Source organism: Pseudomonas putida (assembly GCF_001941965.1).
Lineage (GTDB): Bacteria > Pseudomonadota > Gammaproteobacteria > Pseudomonadales > Pseudomonadaceae > Aquipseudomonas > Aquipseudomonas putida_L.
Genome location: NZ_MKZO01000022.1, coordinates 79,313 through 96,354 on the forward strand (window position 1 = coordinate 79,313; position 17,042 = coordinate 96,354).

Here is a 17,042-nt window from a genome sequence, read left to right on the forward strand (position 1 = left end):
GAGACAAGCACCGCACCTCTAAAAATAACGCCAGGTGAACCATGAAAATAAAAGGCATCCGTTGGTGGATGGTCAGCCTTGTCACGGCTGGGCTCGTCGTCAACTACCTCGCTCGCAACACCCTGTCGGTGGCCGCACCGACCCTGATGACCGACCTCTCCATTTCCACCGCCGAATACGCCAAGATCGTCGCCGCCTGGCAGTTCTGCTATGCGCTGATGCAGCCGATCGCCGGCTGGCTGATCGACTTCATCGGCACCAAGCTCGGCTTCGCCGTGTTCGCCCTGGCCTGGTCTGCGGCCTGTGCCGGCGCGGCGCTAGCGAGCGGCTGGCAGAGCATGGCGTTCATGCGCGGACTGTTGGGGATGACCGAAGCCGCCGGCCTGCCCGCCGGGGTCAAGGCAACCACCGAGTGGTTCCCGGCCAAGGAACGGTCGGTGGCGATCGGCTGGTTCAATATCGGCTCGTCGTTCGGCGCCCTGCTCGCGCCGCCATTGGTGGTCTGGGCGATCCTGCACAGTGGCTGGCAACTGGCGTTCGTGCTGGTCGGCGTCGCGGGGATCATCTGGACCCTGCTGTGGATGCTGCTCTACAAGCACCCACGGGATCAGAAACGCCTGAGCGATGAAGAGCGCGACTACATCCTTTCCGGCCAGGAAGCCCACTTCAAGCAGGAGAAACGCGAGAAAGGCGCCTGGAAGAAGATCTTCAAGACCCGCAACTTCTACGCCATCGCCTCGGCGCGGATTCTCTCGGAGCCGGCCTGGCAGACCTTCAATGCCTGGATCCCGCTGTACCTGATGACCGAGCGCCATATGAACATCAAGGAAATCGCGATGTTCGCCTGGCTGCCGTTCCTCGCCGCGGATATCGGCTGCGTGCTCGGCGGCTACCTGAGCCCGTTCTTCCATCGCTACTTCAAAGTGTCGCTGTTCACCTCGCGCAAGATGGTCCTGGTGTTCGGCGCCAGCTGCATGATCGGCCCGGCCTGCATCGGCCTGGTGGAAAGCCCCTACACCGCGATCCTGCTGCTGTGCATCGGCGGCTTCGCCCACCAGACTCTGTCCGGCGCGCTGTACTCGATCACCTCGGACTCCTTCACCCGTGACCAGGTCGCGACCGCTACCGGCATGGGCGGGATGTGCGGGTATCTCGGGGCGACGGTGTTCACCCTGGCCTTCGGTGTGCTGGTGACGCAGATCGGCTACAGCCCGCTGTTCGTGGTGCTGGCGGCGTTCGATGTGATTGCTGCGTTGCTGGTGTGGAAGGTGGCGAAGGAAGTGACTGCGGTGCCTGCTCCAAGTCCGATAGCTTCAACCGGGGGTAACCAGGCGATTGCCTGATCCCGCAAAAGACAAGGGCCGCACTTGCGGCCCTTTTTTATTGGGTGGACCTACTACCGCAATCGCTGGCAAGCCAGCTCCCACAGGATCCTCCGCCAGCCCTCGATTCCGGACACGACGCGGTCACTGTGGGAGCTGGCTTGCCAGCGATTGCTGTGGTCAATTCACTACAGCAGCCCGAGTCAAGCTGGCAGATACTGCAACCTGAACCCCAGACTCGCCTCCTCCCCCTGCTCCAGCAATCGCAACCCCGGCCGCCCCGGCAGATGGTGGGCATTGACCGGATGGCTCACCGGCTCGACACAGAAGAACGGCTTGTCCTGCGGGCAGAACAACAGGAAGTAATCCGCCCCCGTAGCCCGGCATTCCAGCCGATACCCCGGCTGCTCGATCACACACTCCCCAGCCCAGCCACTGAACGCATGATCCACCTGCCGCACCGGCAATCCGGCCAGCTCGGCGAAACGCCAGTCCTCGGGAATTTCCGCCTCGAACCAGGGCAAGCGTCCCTCCTCCCCCAGCCACACACTCTGCGCCGGTGCCAGCAACCGGGTCCCCGGATGCCGAGGAAAATACGGATGCAGCCCCAGCCCATACCAGTTGGCCTGTTCATCCAGATGGGTCACGTGCAGATCCAGGTTCAGACACCCTTCGTGCAGATGCACATCCAGGGTCGCCTGATAGGCAAACGGCCATTCGCTGTCGAGGGTCAGCCTGATCCGCCGCTCGCTGTGATGATCCACCTGCCAGGCCTGTTGCCAGGCGCTGCCGTGGATCGGATAGGGATCATGATCGGTATTCGGCGCCAGCACCTGCCAGCCATCGGGCCGCTCGAAACCGCCCTCGGCGATACGATTGGACCAGGGTAGCAACGGATAGCAACCCAAACGGCGCGGCGTACCGGCAGCCTTCGCTTCTTCATCGGCCGGGCGCAGCAGCGCTTCCCCGGTCGCCTTCACGTCCCAGTTGACCAGGCTCGCGCCCAGTTCGGGGGCAATGCTCAGGCGGGTCAGGCGGTCTTGCAGGTACAACTCGGTCAAGGCCATCGAGGGCTCCTGTGGATAAAGGGCTCAGCCGCTCTTGCGCCAGGTCAGCAGGACGATGCCGCTCACCACCACCGCGCCGCCGAGCAGTTGCAGGCCACCCAGGTGCTGGTCGAGCAAGGCCCAGCCGAGCAGCATGGTGGCGATCGGTTCGATATTCATCACCGGCGCGTTCTGCGCCATGTTCAGCCGCGGCACGCAGACGAACAGCAAGGTGAAGGCGATGCCGTAGAGCACCACCAGGCTCGCCAGCGCCAGCCAGCCGCCGCCCGTGCTCGGTGCCGACAACCCGCTGGGCATCACCCCGCTCATCCCGGCGAGCAACATGCTGGAAAAGACGATCAGCAAGGTCAGCAGGCTGCGTACCGGCCCACGCATGGCGGCCAGCTTGTTGTCGGTTATCCACAGCGCGCAGGCAAAGGCACAGGCCGCGCCGAACGCCAGGCTGACGCCGAGGGTCCAGTGCGGGTTGGCCTCGCCGCTGTCAGCCAGGCGCGCTGGCACATCCAGCGCCAGGACCAGACCACAGAGAATCAGGCCCATGAACAGCACGCTGCGCCCCGTCGGACGCGGCCCACCCAGGGCCCAGCCCAACAGCGCGAGCAACATCGGAAAGGTATTACCCACCAGCAAGGCCAGGGCCACGGGAATCCGCGCCACTGCCGAATACAAACACAGGCTCTGGGTCGCGATCAGCAAGCCCAGCAGCAGTTGCCAACGCAACGTCCCGGCCGGCAAGCCCAGCGGTTGACGCTGCCAAATCAGTAATCCGGCGAGCACCAGCAAGGTGATGCCGGATCGACAAAGAATCGCCAGCAACACCCCGGTCCCGTCATCGAAAGCGAAGCGCGCGGCGATATGGTTGCCGGCGAAGGAACAGGCCAGCAGCGCCAATAGCGCGATCGCCAGCTTGCGCGGAAACAGCGCAGGTGCAGCGGAAGAAACAGCCATGTGCGAAATCCATATGCGAAAAAAAAGGCGGGCCAGTACCGGCCCGCCCCAAATGACCGCTTACAGCACCACGCTGGGCAGCCAGAGAGAGATTGCAGGGATGTAGGTCACGGCCATCAGCACCATGAACAGCGCCAGGTAGAACGGCAGTAGCGCCTTGACCGTGGACTCGATCGAGACCTTGCCGATGGCCGAGCCGACGAACAGCACCGCACCTACCGGCGGTGTGATCAAGCCAATGCCGAGGTTGACCAGCATGATCATGCCGAAGTGCACCGGATCGACGCCGATGCCGTTGATCACCGGCAGCAGGATCGGTGTCAGGATCAGGATCAGCGGCGCCATGTCCATCACCGTGCCCAGCAGCAGCAACATGAAGTTGATGCACATCAGAATCACGTAGCGGTTATCCGACAGGGTCAGGAACGCCGTGGTGATCTTCGACGGGATCTGCATCAGGGTCATTACATAGCCGAAGCTCGCCGCGAAACCGATCAGGATCATCACGATGGAGATGGTCCGCACCGTGCGGTGCATCAGCTTGGGCAGGTCGCGCCACTTGTAGTCGCGGTAGATGAACATGGTCACGAAGAACGACCAGACCACCGCCACCGCCGCCGACTCCGTCGCGGTGAATACGCCGGAGAGAATGCCGCCGAGGATGATGACCATGGCCATCAGGCCCCAGAGTGCCTCGCCGGCGATCTTCAGCGCCTGGCGCAGCGGGATCACCTCGCCCTTGGGGTAGTTGCGCTTCTTCGCGAAGATCAGGCACAGACCCATCATCACCGCGCTGAGCAGCAGCCCGGGCATAACCCCGGCCATGAACAGCGAGGCAATCGATACCGTGCCGCCTGCCGCCAGCGAGTAGAGCACCGAGTTGTGGCTGGGCGGCGTCAGCAGCGCCTGCACCGAGCCACTGACGGTCACCGCCGTGGAGAACTCCCGCGGATAGCCCTTGCGTTCCATCTCGGGAATCAGCACCGAACCTACCGAAGCGGTGTCAGCTACCGACGAACCGGAGATGGCGCCGAAGAAGGTCGAGGCCATGATATTGACCAGCGACAGCCCGCCACGGACGAAGCCCACCAGTACCCCGGCGAACGCCACCAGCCTGCGTGACATGCCGCCCTCGGCCATGATCGCGCCGGCCAGGACGAAGAACGGAATTGCCAGCAGGGAGAATTTGTTAACCCCGCTGGCAACCTGGATCATCATCGCCTGCAGCGGGATGTCGATCCACCAGGCGCCGATCAGCGCCGCCAGGCCCAGGGCGTAGGCCACCGGCATGCCGATGAGGATGAGCAGGATGAAGCTGCCCAACAGAATGAAGGCATCCATTTATGCAGCTCCTTCGCTTTCTTCCACCAGGTCGAAGCGCACCGCGCGGCGGTGGCTCTGGTCACCCAGCATGAGTTTTTCCAGTACGAAGCTCAGGGTCAGCACGCCACCGAGCGGGATCGGCGCATAGGTCATGCCCACCCGAATGCTGGGCAGGGTCGCCAGGTACTGGTTCCAGGTGGTGATGCACAGCTTGACGCCGTACCAGGTCATGAACAGGCAGACGAGGATCATCAGCACCTGCACGAAGATGCCGACCAGGCGGCGCACCGCCGGGTCCAGGCGATCGGTGACCATGGCCACCGCCATGTGCGCGCCGGCGCGATAGCTGGCGGCGGCGCCGACGAAGGTGAACAGCACCATCAGCAGGATCGACACCGGCTCCGGCCAGCTGGAGCCGGTACCCAGCACGTAGCGGGCGAAGATGCCCCAAGGAATGATCAGCGACATGGTCAGGATCGACAGACCGGCGACCCAGATGCAGGCGCGGTACAGCACGTCGTTCAGGCGCAGGAAGAACGATTTCATAGGCATCACCAAAGCGGTCGTGCAGCAGCGGCTGCACGACCAGGGTCGATGTGGAAGGGGTTACTCGACGGCGTCGATACGCTTCATCAGATCGGCGTATTGCGCGCCGTATTTCTCGCGTACCGAAGCGGTGGCGTCGTAGAAGGGCTTCTTGTCGACGACGATGAACTCGACGCCGGCCGCCTTGAGCTTCTCTTCGCTGGCAGCGGACTTGGCATCCCACAGCGCGCGTTCTTCGAACTGCGCCTCACGGGCAACCTTCTTCACCAGCGCCTGCTGGTCCGGGGTCAGCTTGTTCCAGGTGGTCTTCGACATCACCACCGGCTCCGGCAGGATCAAGTGGCTGGTCTGGGTGAAGTACTTGGCGCTCTGGAAGTGGTTGTGCTCGAGCAGGGTCGGCGGGTTGTTTTCAGCACCGTCGATCACGCCGGTCTGCAGGGCGCTGAAGATCTCGCCGGTGTCCATGGCGATGCCGTTGCCGCCCATGGCGTTCATCATGTCGAGGAACAGCGGGTTGCCCTGCACGCGGATCTTCATGCCCTTGAGGTCTTCCAGCGAGCGCACCGGCTTCTTGGTGTAGAGGCTGCGGGTGCCGCCATCCATCCAGGCCAGGGCGACCAGGTTGAATTCGGAATTGGTGATCTTGTCGAGGATTTCCTGGCCGATCTCGCCATCGATGACCTTGCGCATATGGTCATGGTCGCGGAACACGAACGGCATGTTGAACACGTTCACGTCCGGCACTACCGGCCCGACGATACCCAGGCTAACCCGGGCCATCTGCACGGCGCCGATCTGCGCCTGTTCGATCACTTCCTTCTCGGAACCCAGTACGCCACCGGCGAACATCTTGAAGGTGATTTCGCCCTTGGTGGCTTCTTCGAGTTTCTTGCCCATGTTCTGCTCGGCGACCACGGTCGGGTACCCGGCCGGGTGCACGTCAGCGAACTTGATGTCCAGCGCGAAGGCGGACGCAGAGAAGGCGAAAGGAAGCGCGGCAAGAAGCAGCTTGCGTTTGAAGGTCATGGTGAAGCTCCGTGTTTTGTTGTTATCCGGTTTGGCTTGTATGACGGCAGGTTGTGCTGTGTAGCGATCAGTAGCGCGCGGCGGGCTCCTCCAGGCCTTTGGTGCCGGGGTTGAGGGCGAACACACCACCAGCCAGCGGCTGGTCGGCGAGGTCGACACCCGCCGGGCGGATCGAGGTGACGAACAGGGTGTCGAGGTTGGCGCCACCGAAGGCGCACATCGCCGGCTTTTTCACCGGCACTTGCAGCGAGCGGTCGAGGCGACCGTCCGGGGTGAAACGGTGGATCAGCCCGGCATCGTTGCCGCAGATCCAGTAGCAGCCGTCCTGGTCGATGGCGGCGCCATCGGGGCGGCCGGGATACGCGTGCATATCGACGAAGACCCGCTGGTTGTGCGGCGTGCCGGTGTCGATGTCGTAGTCGAAGACCCAGACGGTCTGCACGCTCGGGTGCGAGTCCGAGAGGTACATGCGCCTGCCGTCCGGGCTGAAGGCCAGGCCGTTGGGCACCAGCATGCTGTCGAGCTGGCGGTGCAGGCGGCCTTCGCCGTCGTGCCGGTACAGCGCGCCGACCGGAATGCCTTGCTGCATGTCCATCAGCATGGTGCCGGCCCAGAAGCGGCCCTGGCGGTCGCAGCGCCCGTCGTTGAAGCGCATGCCCTCGCGGGCATGCTCGACCGGGCTGAGCAGGCGACTGTCGAGGCGGCCATCAGCGGTGGCGGTCACCTGGAAGATGCCGCTCTCCATCCCGGCCACCCACCCATCGCCATTGCGGGCGATGCAGGCGAGCATTTCGTCGCCCTGCCAGACCTGGTGCGCGCCGTCCGCGGCGCTCCAGCGATGCAGTTGCCGCGCAGGGATATCGGCCCAGTACAGGGCCTGCTCGCCGGCGTGCCACACCGGGCTCTCACCGGTGCCGTTGCGGGCGTCGACGATCAGTTCGCAATTCATGGGCCGTGCCTCCTGGCGCGTGGGGTCAGTTGAACGGGCCGGCCGCGACAAAGGCGCCGCCCTGGTAGACCATCGAAGGGTCGTCGGCAGCCGGTGCCGGCTGAGCTTCGACCTGGGCGCGGAACACCTCGGAGGTGTCTTTCGGCTCATAGCCCAGATGCTCGGCGTAGCGGTTGTCCCACCACAGGGTGCGGTTGTCGGAGGCGCCGTAGACGATGGTGTGGCCGACGTCCGGCGTGGTCAGGCCGCGCTGGATCAACTGGGTCAGGTCGTCGTAGCTCAGCCAGGTGCAGAGCATGCGCGGGTTCTGTGGCTGGTCGAAGGACGAGCCGATGCGGATGCTGACGGTCTCGATGCCGTAGCGGTCGAAGTAGAAACTGGCGACGTCTTCGCCGTAGCACTTGGACAGGCCGTAGTAGCTGTCCGGACGACGCGGGGAACGGGCGTCGATGCGCTCGTCCTGGCGGTAGAAACCGATGGTGTGGTTGGAGCTGGCGAAGATCACCCGCTTCACCCCGTGCTTGCGCGCCGCCTCGTAGATGTGGAACACGCCGCAGATATTCGGGCCGAGGATGTCTTCGAAGGAATGCTCGGTGGACACGCCGCCGAAATGGATGATGGCGTCGACGCCTTCGACCAGGGCATGCACGGCGGCCTTGTCGGCGAGGTCGCAGGTCACCACCTCTTCATGGGAGCCCGCGGCAGGTGCCATGGGGCTGATATCGGACAGGCGCAGTACCTCGGTGAAGCCTTGCAGGCGTTCGCGGAGGATCTTGCCCAGGCCGCCTGCGGCTCCGGTGAGCAGCAGGCGATTGAAGGGAGTGGTGGTCATGGCCGGCCCCGAATTGTCGTGAATTGTTGTAGGTTGTCGTATGACTTTTGTCGATTATCGACAGCGATTCCGCTGCCTGTCAACGCCTGGTTGCGGGGGTCACCCTGTGCCCCCCCCCGGGTCGATCACAGCAGCGACAGCGGATAGTTGAAGATCAGGCGGTTCTCGTCGAACTCGTTGTTGCTGTAGTCGCGGCGGATGCTCGAGTTGCGCCAGCGGATGCTGAGGTTCTTGAAGGTCCCGCTCTGGATCACGTAGGCCAGTTCCGATTCGCGGACCCATTCCTTACCGTCGGTGATGTTGCCGGTATGCACATCCTGGCCGCTGATGTAGCGGTTCATCAGGGTCAGGCCGGGCACGCCGACACCGGCGAAGTTGAAGTCATGGCGAACCTGCCAGGAGCGTTCTTCCGAGTTGTCGAAGCTGGAGTTGTAGCTGTCGTTGGCCAGGGTGCCGCCGCTGGTGCCGTTGACCCGCATCCAGGTGTTGCCGTCGACGCGCTGCAGGCCGAGCCAGAAGGTGTTGCTGCCGTACTTGGCGGAGAACATCCCGGAGTAGGTCTTGTTGTCCAGCTTGCCGGCGCGGGCGGCGCCGTCGTCGTCGCCGTGGAAGTAGCCGAGGTTGGCGCCGAGGGTCCAGTCGCCCAGCGGCTGCATGTGGCTGACCTGCAGGTACTGTTGCTCGTAGACGTCTTTCAGCACGGCGTTCCACAGGCCGAACAGGGTGCGGTCCTGGTTGAACTTGTACTCACCGCCGACGAAGTTGAAGCGGTCCGACACCCCGCTGCCGTAGCTCATGTCTTCCATGCTCGCGTCGTTGCGCGGGCTGTTGCCGCGGAACTGGCCGCCGTAGAGGGTCAGACCGGCGATCTCGTTGGAGGTCACCTGGCCGCCGCGGAAGGTTTGCGGCAGAGAGCGGCCGTCGTCGGAGCGGAGGATCGGCAATACCGGCATCCACTCGCCGACCTTCAGTTCGGTCTTGGAAATCCGCATCTTCCCGGCCACTGCCAGGCGCCCGTAATCGTCGGCCGGGCGACCGTCGTCATGCCGCGGCAACAGCGCCGTGCCGTAGGTGCCGCCACCGCCATCGAGCTTCACCGACCACAGCCCCAACACATCCGCGCCAAAACCAACGGTGCCCTCGGTGAAGCCGGAGCGGGCATCGAGAATGAAGCTCTGGGTCCACTCCTCGGCCTTGCTCTGCGGGTTGCTCGGGTTGGTGAAGTTGCGGTTGATGTAGAAGTTGCGCAGGCCGAGGGTGGCCTTGGAATCATCGATAAAGCCGGCGGCGCTGCTGGTCATCGGCAGGCTGGCGAGCAGGCCGGTGCCGAGCAGGGTGAAAGGAAGGGTGTGGCGGATTTTCATTATTGTTGTGCTCCCTGAGGGTGTGGCAGTCCGTCCACGGGGCGCGCGTCGGCGACCTGCGGTGTGGGCGGGTGGCTTGGGGTGGAACCTGGAATTCGCGGGGGTCAGATGCCCACGGCGATACACGGCGAGCCGAAGGGGCTGGCCGGGGAAATCGGGAGATGGGAGACGCGCGGGTAGAGCGAAGGTGATGTCGACATGGGCAGGTTCACTGTTTTTAGTTTTTGTTGTGTGTTGTCGTACAACATGTCGAATTATTAGCAAGGGTGGGTGGGGGTGTCAACGGTTTGGGTGCGCTGGATTTATTCAGGCGTGTCGATATATGGGGGCTGTGTTTCAGTCGATGGCTCTAGTTCGGGGGTTCTTAAGATGGCCAAGACATACGATGACGAGCTGGGAATCCGTTGGTCAGCCTGCTTTGTCATGACCGGACAATCGCATTACCTTTCCACGACGCCTTCTATCTCGGGACAGAACATGAGCGACGCTGAAGCAGCTTTTCTCACCTTCCTTGCCAAGGACATTGCTGAAAATCCACACCGCCTGGTGGCTATAGATCAGGAGGTTGTGCGAAACATCGAGAAGTTGGTGGGCGATGTCGATATCGATCTGGACGCTGCGTTATCGATGGATGACGAGTAAAGCGTTTTACACCCGCCCCCTGTAGGAGCTGGCTTGCCTGCGATGGACTGCGCTAGCAGTCCCAAAGCCATCCAGCACGAACTGCTGTCAGGTGACATTCCAGATTCGGCGCCAGCCCTATCGCATTCATACAGAAACCCGGCGTGGCAGGTTTTGGGACCGCTGCGCGGTCCATCGCAGGCAAGCCAGCTCCTACAGGGACCTGCGGTGATTTGGAGTCAGGAATCCTGCTCACCAACCCGGTACTCGAACCAGATCCGGTGCGTACCATCGCTTTCGACGCTGATCCCGCCCGTTCCCGCGATTCCCGCCAGTTCCCCTGTCCCACTGCCTTCAACAATGCTGAAGAACTCGTTCGCCCGGTCACTGCCGCTGGTGGAGGCTGAGTGCAGGAAGTTGAAGGTGCCGGTCTTGCCGTTGACGCTGCCTTCAAAGCTTTCCATGGCGACATAGCTGCCCTTGCCCAGGGCACGGTCGAAGGCAGCGGTAAACAGGGTGGAGGAGTGACCCTGGATCTCGCCGCTGTAGTGTTTCTCCATGGTGATCACGGAGACCGGAAGAGCCGTGGCGATGGCAGGAACCGGAGTCAGTTCGGCGGGTTTGAAATCCTTGGCGGAAAAGGTAGCGCTGGCCTTCACTGGCAGTCGTCCATTGGTGTTTGCGGATGCACTGTGTAACACGGACAGGGCGGCCGACACGAACCTTGTGGGAGCTGGCTTGCCAGCGATTTGGCCCGGCGGGACAACATCATTGCCTGAGCCGGCCTCATCGCTGGCAAGCCAGCTCCCACAGGGTTTTAGCGGCGCCCTTGGGTCAACCTGATGCCTGCCACTGCGCGACCCCCTTTAACATCGATTCGACCAACGCCTGCGAAGCTTCCAGGCTGTGCTGGGTTGCCCAGAGCATCCCGGCCAGGTAGTTGTCCTTGACCGTGTCACAGGCCTGGAGATTGGTTTCGAAGGCGGTGCGCAAGAACACGGTGAGGTGAACCAAGGCCTCTTCAACATCGACTCCGGCGCAGACGGCGAACAACGGGGGATGGTGACCGTCGCACGAGGCAAACGGGGTGTGGACGGTAATAGGGCGGGACGGTGATGCAGGTGGATCGGGGACGATCTTCTTCATGACATTCCACCTTGCGGATGAGGCTGTCACGGGATCGCTGTCAAACGAACGGGTGGCAGCTGTACGCGGGTTGACAGACCGAGGCAAGGTATCCCGGCGCGCACGAAGGCGCCCCACGTACAGCCACCATGACACAACAACCACGGCGCACGCGCTGTGGCAGGTGGATCCAGCACTGAATGGAACCTTACACACGGCCTGTCAAACCGGTCGCTGGAATCAGCGACGGAGGCAAGACTAGGCAGCGCTTCCCCAGTACGCAATGGCTGAAAAGCCGCGGAAGTATGCTTGGGAATTTGCCTACATAAAAGTCGGAGATAGCCGAAGTTTCGTAGCTTTATATGGCAAGACACGGACCCTGTGGGAGCTGGCTTGCCAGCGATAGCGTCAGACCAGACACCATCTTCGTCAGTGCCGGCCAAATCGCTGGCAAGCCAGCTCCCACAGGGATATGCGGTGCGCCATCATCAGGCTGTAACCACCCTCTCCTATCCTGCTTTTCCCCAGAATCCCCTCGAAGACCAACAATGAATCTGGACCCAGCCAGCCCCCGCCAGTCCTTCATGATCCGCTCCGACAACATGAGCACCGACGATTTCGGCGCGCTGTTCACGCGTATGTTCGGCAATCTCTACGCCGGCATGCCGCGCCCTGATCGCCAGGTGGCCATCGCCGGCGTCTACGGTCGCTACGACGGTGTGAGCTTTCGCAACCTGAGCTTTCGCGGCGACCTGCTGACCAGCCTGCCCGACGCCGAGGACGAGATCACCTTCGTCTTCCCCACCGCCGGACGCATCGTCTTCAGCCATTCCAGCGAGATCATCGGCACTCCACAGATCGGCCTCGCCGTGGAAAAGACCTCGGTGAAATCGGTGAGCTTCATCGACGGCCACTCCCAATACGGCATGTCGATCCGCCGCTCGGTATTCGCCCGCCGCCTCTCTCTCCTGCTGGGCAAACCGATCCTCCAGCCGATCCGCTTCCGTCCCATGGTGGACCTGGCCTCGAACGCCTTCCAGGGCATCAAGGCCATCGTTGGCATGGCCACCGGCAACGAATTCGACCAGTTGATGACCGCCAGCTCGCTGATGCCCAGCCGCCTGCAGGAAATGCTGGTGGATTCGGTACTGGAAATTTGGCCGCACAACTACAGCGAAGCGCTGAAGTGCCCACAGAAGCTGATCGCGCCGCGCCATGTGAAACAGGCCATGGACTACATCCAGGCCCACCCCGACGCCCTGGTCAGCGGCAGCGAACTGGCCGAGCTGAGCAATATCAGTCTGCGTGCCCTGCAGGACGGCTTCCGCCGCTTCGTGGGAACCTCGATCGTGTCCTATCAGCGCCAGGTGCGTTTGCAACGGGCGTATGAGGCGCTGAAGCAGGACGCTTCCCGCTCCGTCAGCGAAATCTCCCTGGCCCTGGGTTTCAGCAATGTCGGCCGCTTCTGCCAGTACTTCCAGAGCGCCTACGGGATCAGCCCGGCGGATCTGCGCAACGGATCTTGAGCTACAAGCCGCAAGCTTCAAGCGGCAAGAAAGAGCAGTCCGCGTCGCCGCTGCTCTCTCTTGCCGCTTGCAACTTGCAGCTTAGAGCTCGTCAAAACTGATAGCTGGCCTTCAGGCTCCCGCTGACGCCATGACTGCCGCCACCCGCGATCACCCCAAGGTCAGCCCCCACGCTGAAGTCCCCCTGGCTCGCCGTCAGGTTGAAGCCACCACTGAACTGGTCACGGCTGTCGAACGCTGCACGCTGCTCGACATCCAGCCCCAGCAGATGGCCCTGGCTATCGACGTCGTGATTGCCCAGCGCATGCTCGTAGCCCGCTTCGAGGCCCGGCGTCAGTTGCCAGCCAGCGCCGAGCTCATGCGGCGCGAAGGAGGCCTTCACATTGGCAAAGGCACTGCGCCGGGTTTCCTTCAGGCCATCCACCTGCAAAGCCAGCTCGCTGCCCTTCTCCTGGAAGCCATCGAGGTCCACCCGGCTGACCCGCACACCCAGGCTCGGCTCGACCGTGACACCCGACATTGGCATCCGGTAGCCCAACGCCAGGCTCGCGCCCGCCAGGGTGCCCTCGGTATCGCCCTTGGCCGCGCCGAGACCACCACCCAGTTCGCGCTTGCTGTCGTAGTCCAGCCAACCGCCACTCAGCCCGGCTTCAAGGAAGAGGCCACGGTCCAGCGTGTCGAAAGCGAAGCGCGCACCGGTCTTGATGAAGGTCAGGTCCGTATCCACATCACCACCCGCCGCCCCGACGCTGCCACGGCTGTAGCCGAAGCCGGCATGGGCACTGAGCTGCTCGGAGAAGCGCTGAGTGAGGCCGACCATCATGCCCTGGGTGTGTTCGTTACTGCTCGCGGCACGGGAGGAACCATCGGTGCCCTGGTACCCGGCCAGCGCCGTGGTCCACAGCCGGTACTGGCCGATCTTCAGGTCGGTGCCGCTGGCATAGGGCGCGGCCGCCTTGTCCAGCAGCGCGCCCTGGCGCAGCAGGTAACTCGCCGCGTCGGCATGCACCTGCCCGCCCACGGTCGCTTCGACGCCGCCGAGGCTGCCCGCATCGATGGCCGACTGCAGGTAGTAGTTGTAGGCCGTGTAGTCCCCGGACAGGCTGCTGTTCTGCAACTGCGACAGCAGTTGCGCCCCCGCCGCCGCGTTGCCCAGCAGGTCGGCAGCCCCCGGCAGGCTGTTGTAGAAGACCATCTTCCCGCGCAGTACGTAGATGGTTTCCTGGGACAGTCCCAGACCTTCCTTCAGGTAGTTGTCCATGCTGCCGTACTCGGCGGTCACCTCGTCGAGGCCGGCTTGCAGGTAGCTGGCCTGCACACCCAGCAACGGCGCGTAGATCGCCGCCATGCTCGCCGGCATCATCGCCAGGGTCGCAGCGACGCGGGCGGCGGTGTAGTCGTTGGTGGCCAGGTAGTTTTCCATGATGGTGGCGCTGTCCACTCCGGCGATGCTCAGCAGCACGGCGGCGGTCCAGCCGGTGCGGTCCTTGCCGGCGGTGCAGTGGAACAACGCAGCGCCATCCGCCGCAGCCAGCTCGTTGAACAGCACGGCGAACTGGCCGCGCATGCCGCTATCGCTGACGAAGGCGCGGTTGGTTTCCTCCATCATCGCTACGGCCTGGGCTGCGCTGGTGAAGGAAATGTTGGTGACGTTGGAACCGGAGGTGGTGCTGCCGATGATGTCGATGTTCTGGTAGACCGCGCCAGTCGGCAGGGTGTCCGGGGTCGAGGCGATTTCGCTCGGGGTGCGCAGGTCGTAGACGTTGGAGATGCCCAGGGTGTTGAGGGTGGCCAGGTCCGACGCGGTCGGGGTCAGGGCGTTGGAGCGATAGAACACACCCGAGCGCATAGTCCCGTCATTGGCCGTGGTGTAGGCCGTGTCGGTCCCGGCGATATCACGGAAGTTGTCCATGCCGGTCAGGCGCGGGGTGTCGAGCTCGTAGGTCTCGGCGGCATGGGCGGCGATGGACAGGCTGAGGGCAGACAGGGAAAACAGGACACGGAGCAGCACGGCGTAGCCTCTTTGAGCGAAGTGAGGCGGCTACTATCGTCAGGGCTATGTGACTGAATATTACAAAAAGCCGGCCTGGGAAAATGCCGGCGCAATCTGTCCGTGTGCTGCGTTTTCTGTCCGTATGGCCTAGCTGAACCGGGAGATCAGCCAGTCCTTCAGACGCAGGAAGTCCGGGTCGTCGGCAAGTTCTTCGCGGAAGATCAGGCAATGCCGGTTTTGCGCCAGGACCAGCTCATCGCTGACCGGCCGCACCAGGCGCCCTTCCTCGATCAGGTCGCGGACCAGATGATCCCAGCCCAGCGCCAGCCCCTGCCCGTCCAGGGCCATCTGCATCAGCAGGACGAAATCATTGCTGCTGAAACGCTTTGTCGCGTCGACCAGCGGCACCTGTTGTCCATGGGAATGCAACGCGAACCACACGTCCCAGTCGACCTGCTCCGACAGCTGCGCGCGGCCATAGGGATTGACGTCCAGCAGCACGCCGCGACGAATGCCTTCCAGGGTGTTCGACTCGGGATGGGCCTGCAGATAGCCCGGCGAACACACCGGGTAGACGACTTCGTGGAACAGCGGCATCTGCAGATAGCCGGGCCGCGAATCGAAGATCCGGGTGATGAAGATATCCGGCTCGATCCCCGGCTCGATTGTCAGGAAATGCTGGGTGGTGACCACGTTCAGGTCGATAGCGGGGTTGGCGCCGAAGAAGTCCTGCAGACGCCGCGCCAGCCACAACCCGGAAAAGGCCGGCGAGCAGCACAGGGTCAGGCTGCGCTTGTCGTTCTTGTCGCGGCGGATCCGCTCGGTGGCCTGGAAGATGTTGAGCAAGGACAACTGCGCCGCATCGAACAGCGTCGCGCCCGCTGCCGTGAGGGAAACCTCGCGCCCGGTGCGGTTGAACAGTTCGGTGCCGAGGTACAGCTCCAGGTCGCGGATCTGCCGGCTGATCGCCGCCTGGGTCACGCACAGCGACTCGGCAGCCCGGGTGAAATTGCGGTACTTGGCGGCCGCAACGAACGAGCGCACGGCCTTGAACGACGGCATGGCGATCAGCGATTGATCTGGCGGAGCGTTTTTAGCCATAACAAAAACTGCCTGCTTTCCCGGAAAAAAAGTCGATTCAGGACGACAACGCCCAAGCCCTACACTCTATCCCACGATGCGGACGGATGCGTCTGTCATACAAAACCTATAACGAGGAGGCGACATGCCTTATCCCTCCGGCCGTGCCGCCTTCGGCGCCGGCGTCCGTGCCTTGCTGCCCCTCACCCCTGGTGTCATCCCCTTCGGCCTGGTCACCGGGGTCATGGCGATCAAGATGGGCATGAGCCCGACCATGGCCATTGGCATGACCCTGCTGTTCTATTCCGGCTCGGCGCAGATGGTTGCCCTGCAACTGATCCACAGCGGCGTACTGCCGGTGGCGATCGTCGCCACGGCGCTGATCATCAACCTGCGCTTCATCATGTACAGCGCTTCGCTGGCCCCGCATCTGCACCAACTGCCGCGTCGCTGGACCTGGCCGCTGTCGTACATGCTTTCCGACCAGTCCTACGCGCTTTGCGCTTTGCGGCTGTCGTCCGGCGAGCTGGGGCGCTATGGCTATCACTACTACGCCGGCACGGCGGTGGCCATGTGGCTGGCGTGGAACCTGTCGGTGGTCGCTGGCGTATTCGTCGGTGGGAGCATTCCGGAAAGCTGGTCGCTGGGCTTTACCATTCCGCTGTCGTTCCTGGCCTTGCTGGTGCCGGGGATCCGCAGCATCCCGGCGCTGGTCGCGGCCATCGTCGGTGGCGGGATTGCCGTGGCGGCGGTGGACCTGCCCTATAACCTCGGGCTGGTGACGGCGTCGATCGGCGGGGTGATTGCCGGGGTGACGGCGGAAAGCCTGCGCAGGAAATCGTCGGAAGCTGACTATCAGCCGGAAGGAGAACGCCAATGAGCGATCTGGCCTTGTGGGGACTGTTCCTGGTGGTGGGAATGGGGACCTTTGCCTTGCGCCTGTCCTTCGTCGAGCTGTATGGCAACCTGCGGGTGCCGCCGCTGGTGAGCCGGGCCCTGGCCTACGTGCCGGCCAGCGTACTGGCGGCGCTGGTGCTGCCGGCGGTGGTGTATCCGGAAGGGCATGGGGATTTCGTGCTGGGCAATCCGCAGATCCCGGCGGCGGTGCTGGCGGCGCTGGTGGCCTGGAAAACCCGCAATACCGTACTGACCCTGGCTGTCGGGATGGGGGCTTTGTGGGGACTGAAAATGCTCATGCACTGAAGGGCCTCATCGCTGGCAAGCCAGCTCCCACAGGTACAGCGGTGCTCTCGAGAACGCTGGTGAACCTGTGGGAGCTGGCTTGCCAGCGATAGGGCCCTCAGCGGCCCCGCACCAGTT

Annotated in this window: 17 protein-coding genes; 5 read left to right on the forward strand and 12 right to left on the reverse strand. The window is 63.3% G+C overall.

Annotated elements, in window-relative coordinates; all coding sequences use genetic code 11:
- Positions 1-41 precede the first annotated feature (41 nt).
- Positions 42-1,343, forward strand: coding sequence for an MFS transporter (locus PSEMO_RS13400; protein ID WP_075803552.1), 1,302 nt, complete (start codon positions 42-44; stop codon positions 1,341-1,343).
- A 182-nt stretch (positions 1,344-1,525) separates the two neighbouring features.
- Here the strand turns inward: PSEMO_RS13400 and PSEMO_RS13405 are convergent, their stop codons facing one another.
- The 8 genes from PSEMO_RS13405 to PSEMO_RS13440 form a co-directional block, all read right to left on the reverse strand.
- The gene (locus PSEMO_RS13405) at positions 1,526-2,389 is read right to left on the reverse strand and encodes an aldose 1-epimerase (RefSeq protein WP_075803553.1); all 864 of its coding nucleotides are present in this window, start codon (positions 2,387-2,389) and stop codon (positions 1,526-1,528) included.
- Between the two features lie 24 nt (positions 2,390-2,413).
- Complete coding sequence (locus PSEMO_RS13410; RefSeq protein WP_075803554.1) at positions 2,414-3,337, reverse strand: EamA family transporter; 924 nt, start codon at positions 3,335-3,337, stop codon at positions 2,414-2,416.
- A 60-nt stretch (positions 3,338-3,397) separates the two neighbouring features.
- Positions 3,398-4,678, reverse strand: coding sequence for a TRAP transporter large permease (locus PSEMO_RS13415; RefSeq protein WP_075803555.1), 1,281 nt, complete (start codon positions 4,676-4,678; stop codon positions 3,398-3,400).
- On the reverse strand, positions 4,679-5,206 hold the full coding sequence (locus tag PSEMO_RS13420; protein ID WP_075803556.1) for a TRAP transporter small permease: 528 nt from the start codon (positions 5,204-5,206) through the stop codon (positions 4,679-4,681).
- A gap of 60 nt (positions 5,207-5,266) precedes the next feature.
- The gene (locus PSEMO_RS13425; RefSeq protein WP_075803557.1) at positions 5,267-6,232 is read right to left on the reverse strand and encodes a TRAP transporter substrate-binding protein; all 966 of its coding nucleotides are present in this window, start codon (positions 6,230-6,232) and stop codon (positions 5,267-5,269) included.
- A 67-nt stretch (positions 6,233-6,299) separates the two neighbouring features.
- Positions 6,300-7,181, reverse strand: a complete 882-nt coding sequence (locus tag PSEMO_RS13430; protein ID WP_075803558.1) for a glucurono-1,5-lactonase — start codon at positions 7,179-7,181, stop codon at positions 6,300-6,302.
- A gap of 25 nt (positions 7,182-7,206) precedes the next feature.
- Positions 7,207-8,013, reverse strand: coding sequence for an NAD-dependent epimerase/dehydratase family protein (locus tag PSEMO_RS13435; RefSeq protein WP_075803559.1), 807 nt, complete (start codon positions 8,011-8,013; stop codon positions 7,207-7,209).
- Positions 8,014-8,138: 125 nt separating this feature from the next.
- The gene (locus tag PSEMO_RS13440; RefSeq protein ID WP_075803560.1) at positions 8,139-9,377 is read right to left on the reverse strand and encodes an OprD family porin; all 1,239 of its coding nucleotides are present in this window, start codon (positions 9,375-9,377) and stop codon (positions 8,139-8,141) included.
- Between the two features lie 477 nt (positions 9,378-9,854).
- Here PSEMO_RS13440 and PSEMO_RS33815 point away from each other — a divergent pair, with 477 nt between their 5' ends.
- A complete protein-coding gene (locus PSEMO_RS33815; protein WP_075803569.1) occupies positions 9,855-10,019 on the forward strand; it encodes a type II toxin-antitoxin system PrlF family antitoxin in 165 nt (54 codons plus the stop codon).
- A gap of 218 nt (positions 10,020-10,237) precedes the next feature.
- Here the strand turns inward: PSEMO_RS33815 and PSEMO_RS13450 are convergent, their stop codons facing one another.
- Together PSEMO_RS13450 and PSEMO_RS13455 are read right to left on the reverse strand one after the other, a co-directional pair.
- Positions 10,238-10,657 carry a DUF3224 domain-containing protein gene (locus tag PSEMO_RS13450; RefSeq protein ID WP_075803561.1) on the reverse strand — a complete coding sequence of 140 codons (420 nt, stop codon included), beginning with the start codon at positions 10,655-10,657 and terminating at the stop codon, positions 10,238-10,240.
- A 175-nt stretch (positions 10,658-10,832) separates the two neighbouring features.
- On the reverse strand, positions 10,833-11,144 hold the full coding sequence (locus PSEMO_RS13455) for a DUF3077 domain-containing protein (RefSeq protein WP_075803562.1): 312 nt from the start codon (positions 11,142-11,144) through the stop codon (positions 10,833-10,835).
- A 527-nt stretch (positions 11,145-11,671) separates the two neighbouring features.
- On the opposite strand from PSEMO_RS13455, the gene PSEMO_RS13460 reads away from it, so the two are divergent.
- Positions 11,672-12,649 carry a helix-turn-helix domain-containing protein gene (locus tag PSEMO_RS13460; RefSeq protein ID WP_075803563.1) on the forward strand — a complete coding sequence of 326 codons (978 nt, stop codon included), beginning with the start codon at positions 11,672-11,674 and terminating at the stop codon, positions 12,647-12,649.
- A 91-nt stretch (positions 12,650-12,740) separates the two neighbouring features.
- Here the strand turns inward: PSEMO_RS13460 and PSEMO_RS13465 are convergent, their stop codons facing one another.
- Positions 12,741-14,660, reverse strand: coding sequence for a tyrosine-protein phosphatase (locus tag PSEMO_RS13465; protein ID WP_075803564.1), 1,920 nt, complete (start codon positions 14,658-14,660; stop codon positions 12,741-12,743).
- A 129-nt stretch (positions 14,661-14,789) separates the two neighbouring features.
- Positions 14,790-15,743: a LysR family transcriptional regulator gene (locus PSEMO_RS13470; RefSeq protein ID WP_075803565.1), complete on the reverse strand. Its 954-nt coding sequence runs from the start codon at positions 15,741-15,743 to the stop codon at positions 14,790-14,792.
- A 124-nt stretch (positions 15,744-15,867) separates the two neighbouring features.
- Here PSEMO_RS13470 and PSEMO_RS13475 point away from each other — a divergent pair, with 124 nt between their 5' ends.
- A complete protein-coding gene (locus PSEMO_RS13475) occupies positions 15,868-16,602 on the forward strand; it encodes an AzlC family ABC transporter permease (RefSeq protein ID WP_075803566.1) in 735 nt (244 codons plus the stop codon).
- Entirely contained in the window at positions 16,599-16,925 is a 327-nt protein-coding gene (locus tag PSEMO_RS13480; RefSeq protein WP_075803567.1) for an AzlD domain-containing protein, read from the forward strand. Before PSEMO_RS13475 ends, PSEMO_RS13480 begins: the two co-directional genes overlap by 4 nt.
- Positions 16,926-17,042: the final 117 nt, after the last annotated feature.

Bases quoted from the DNA above. Each gene is read 5' to 3' on its own strand.
- PSEMO_RS13430 (WP_075803558.1), bottom strand. From the start codon at position 7,181: ATGAATTGCGAACTGATCGTCGACGCCCGCAACGGCACCGGTGAGAGC.
- PSEMO_RS13475 (WP_075803566.1), top strand. From the start codon at position 15,868: ATGCCTTATCCCTCCGGCCGTGCCGCCTTCGGCGCCGGCGTCCGTGCC.
- PSEMO_RS13420 (WP_075803556.1), bottom strand. From the start codon at position 5,206: ATGAAATCGTTCTTCCTGCGCCTGAACGACGTGCTGTACCGCGCCTGC.
- PSEMO_RS13470 (WP_075803565.1), bottom strand. From the start codon at position 15,743: ATGGCTAAAAACGCTCCGCCAGATCAATCGCTGATCGCCATGCCGTCG.
- PSEMO_RS13455 (WP_075803562.1), bottom strand. From the start codon at position 11,144: ATGAAGAAGATCGTCCCCGATCCACCTGCATCACCGTCCCGCCCTATT.
- PSEMO_RS13425 (WP_075803557.1), bottom strand. From the start codon at position 6,232: ATGACCTTCAAACGCAAGCTGCTTCTTGCCGCGCTTCCTTTCGCCTTC.
- PSEMO_RS13435 (WP_075803559.1), bottom strand. From the start codon at position 8,013: ATGACCACCACTCCCTTCAATCGCCTGCTGCTCACCGGAGCCGCAGGC.
- PSEMO_RS13460 (WP_075803563.1), top strand. From the start codon at position 11,672: ATGAATCTGGACCCAGCCAGCCCCCGCCAGTCCTTCATGATCCGCTCC.
- PSEMO_RS13410 (WP_075803554.1), bottom strand. From the start codon at position 3,337: ATGGCTGTTTCTTCCGCTGCACCTGCGCTGTTTCCGCGCAAGCTGGCG.
- PSEMO_RS13440 (WP_075803560.1), bottom strand. From the start codon at position 9,377: ATGAAAATCCGCCACACCCTTCCTTTCACCCTGCTCGGCACCGGCCTG.
- PSEMO_RS13405 (WP_075803553.1), bottom strand. From the start codon at position 2,389: ATGGCCTTGACCGAGTTGTACCTGCAAGACCGCCTGACCCGCCTGAGC.
- PSEMO_RS13480 (WP_075803567.1), top strand. From the start codon at position 16,599: ATGAGCGATCTGGCCTTGTGGGGACTGTTCCTGGTGGTGGGAATGGGG.
- PSEMO_RS13415 (WP_075803555.1), bottom strand. From the start codon at position 4,678: ATGGATGCCTTCATTCTGTTGGGCAGCTTCATCCTGCTCATCCTCATC.
- PSEMO_RS13400 (WP_075803552.1), top strand. From the start codon at position 42: ATGAAAATAAAAGGCATCCGTTGGTGGATGGTCAGCCTTGTCACGGCT.
- PSEMO_RS33815 (WP_075803569.1), top strand. From the start codon at position 9,855: ATGAGCGACGCTGAAGCAGCTTTTCTCACCTTCCTTGCCAAGGACATT.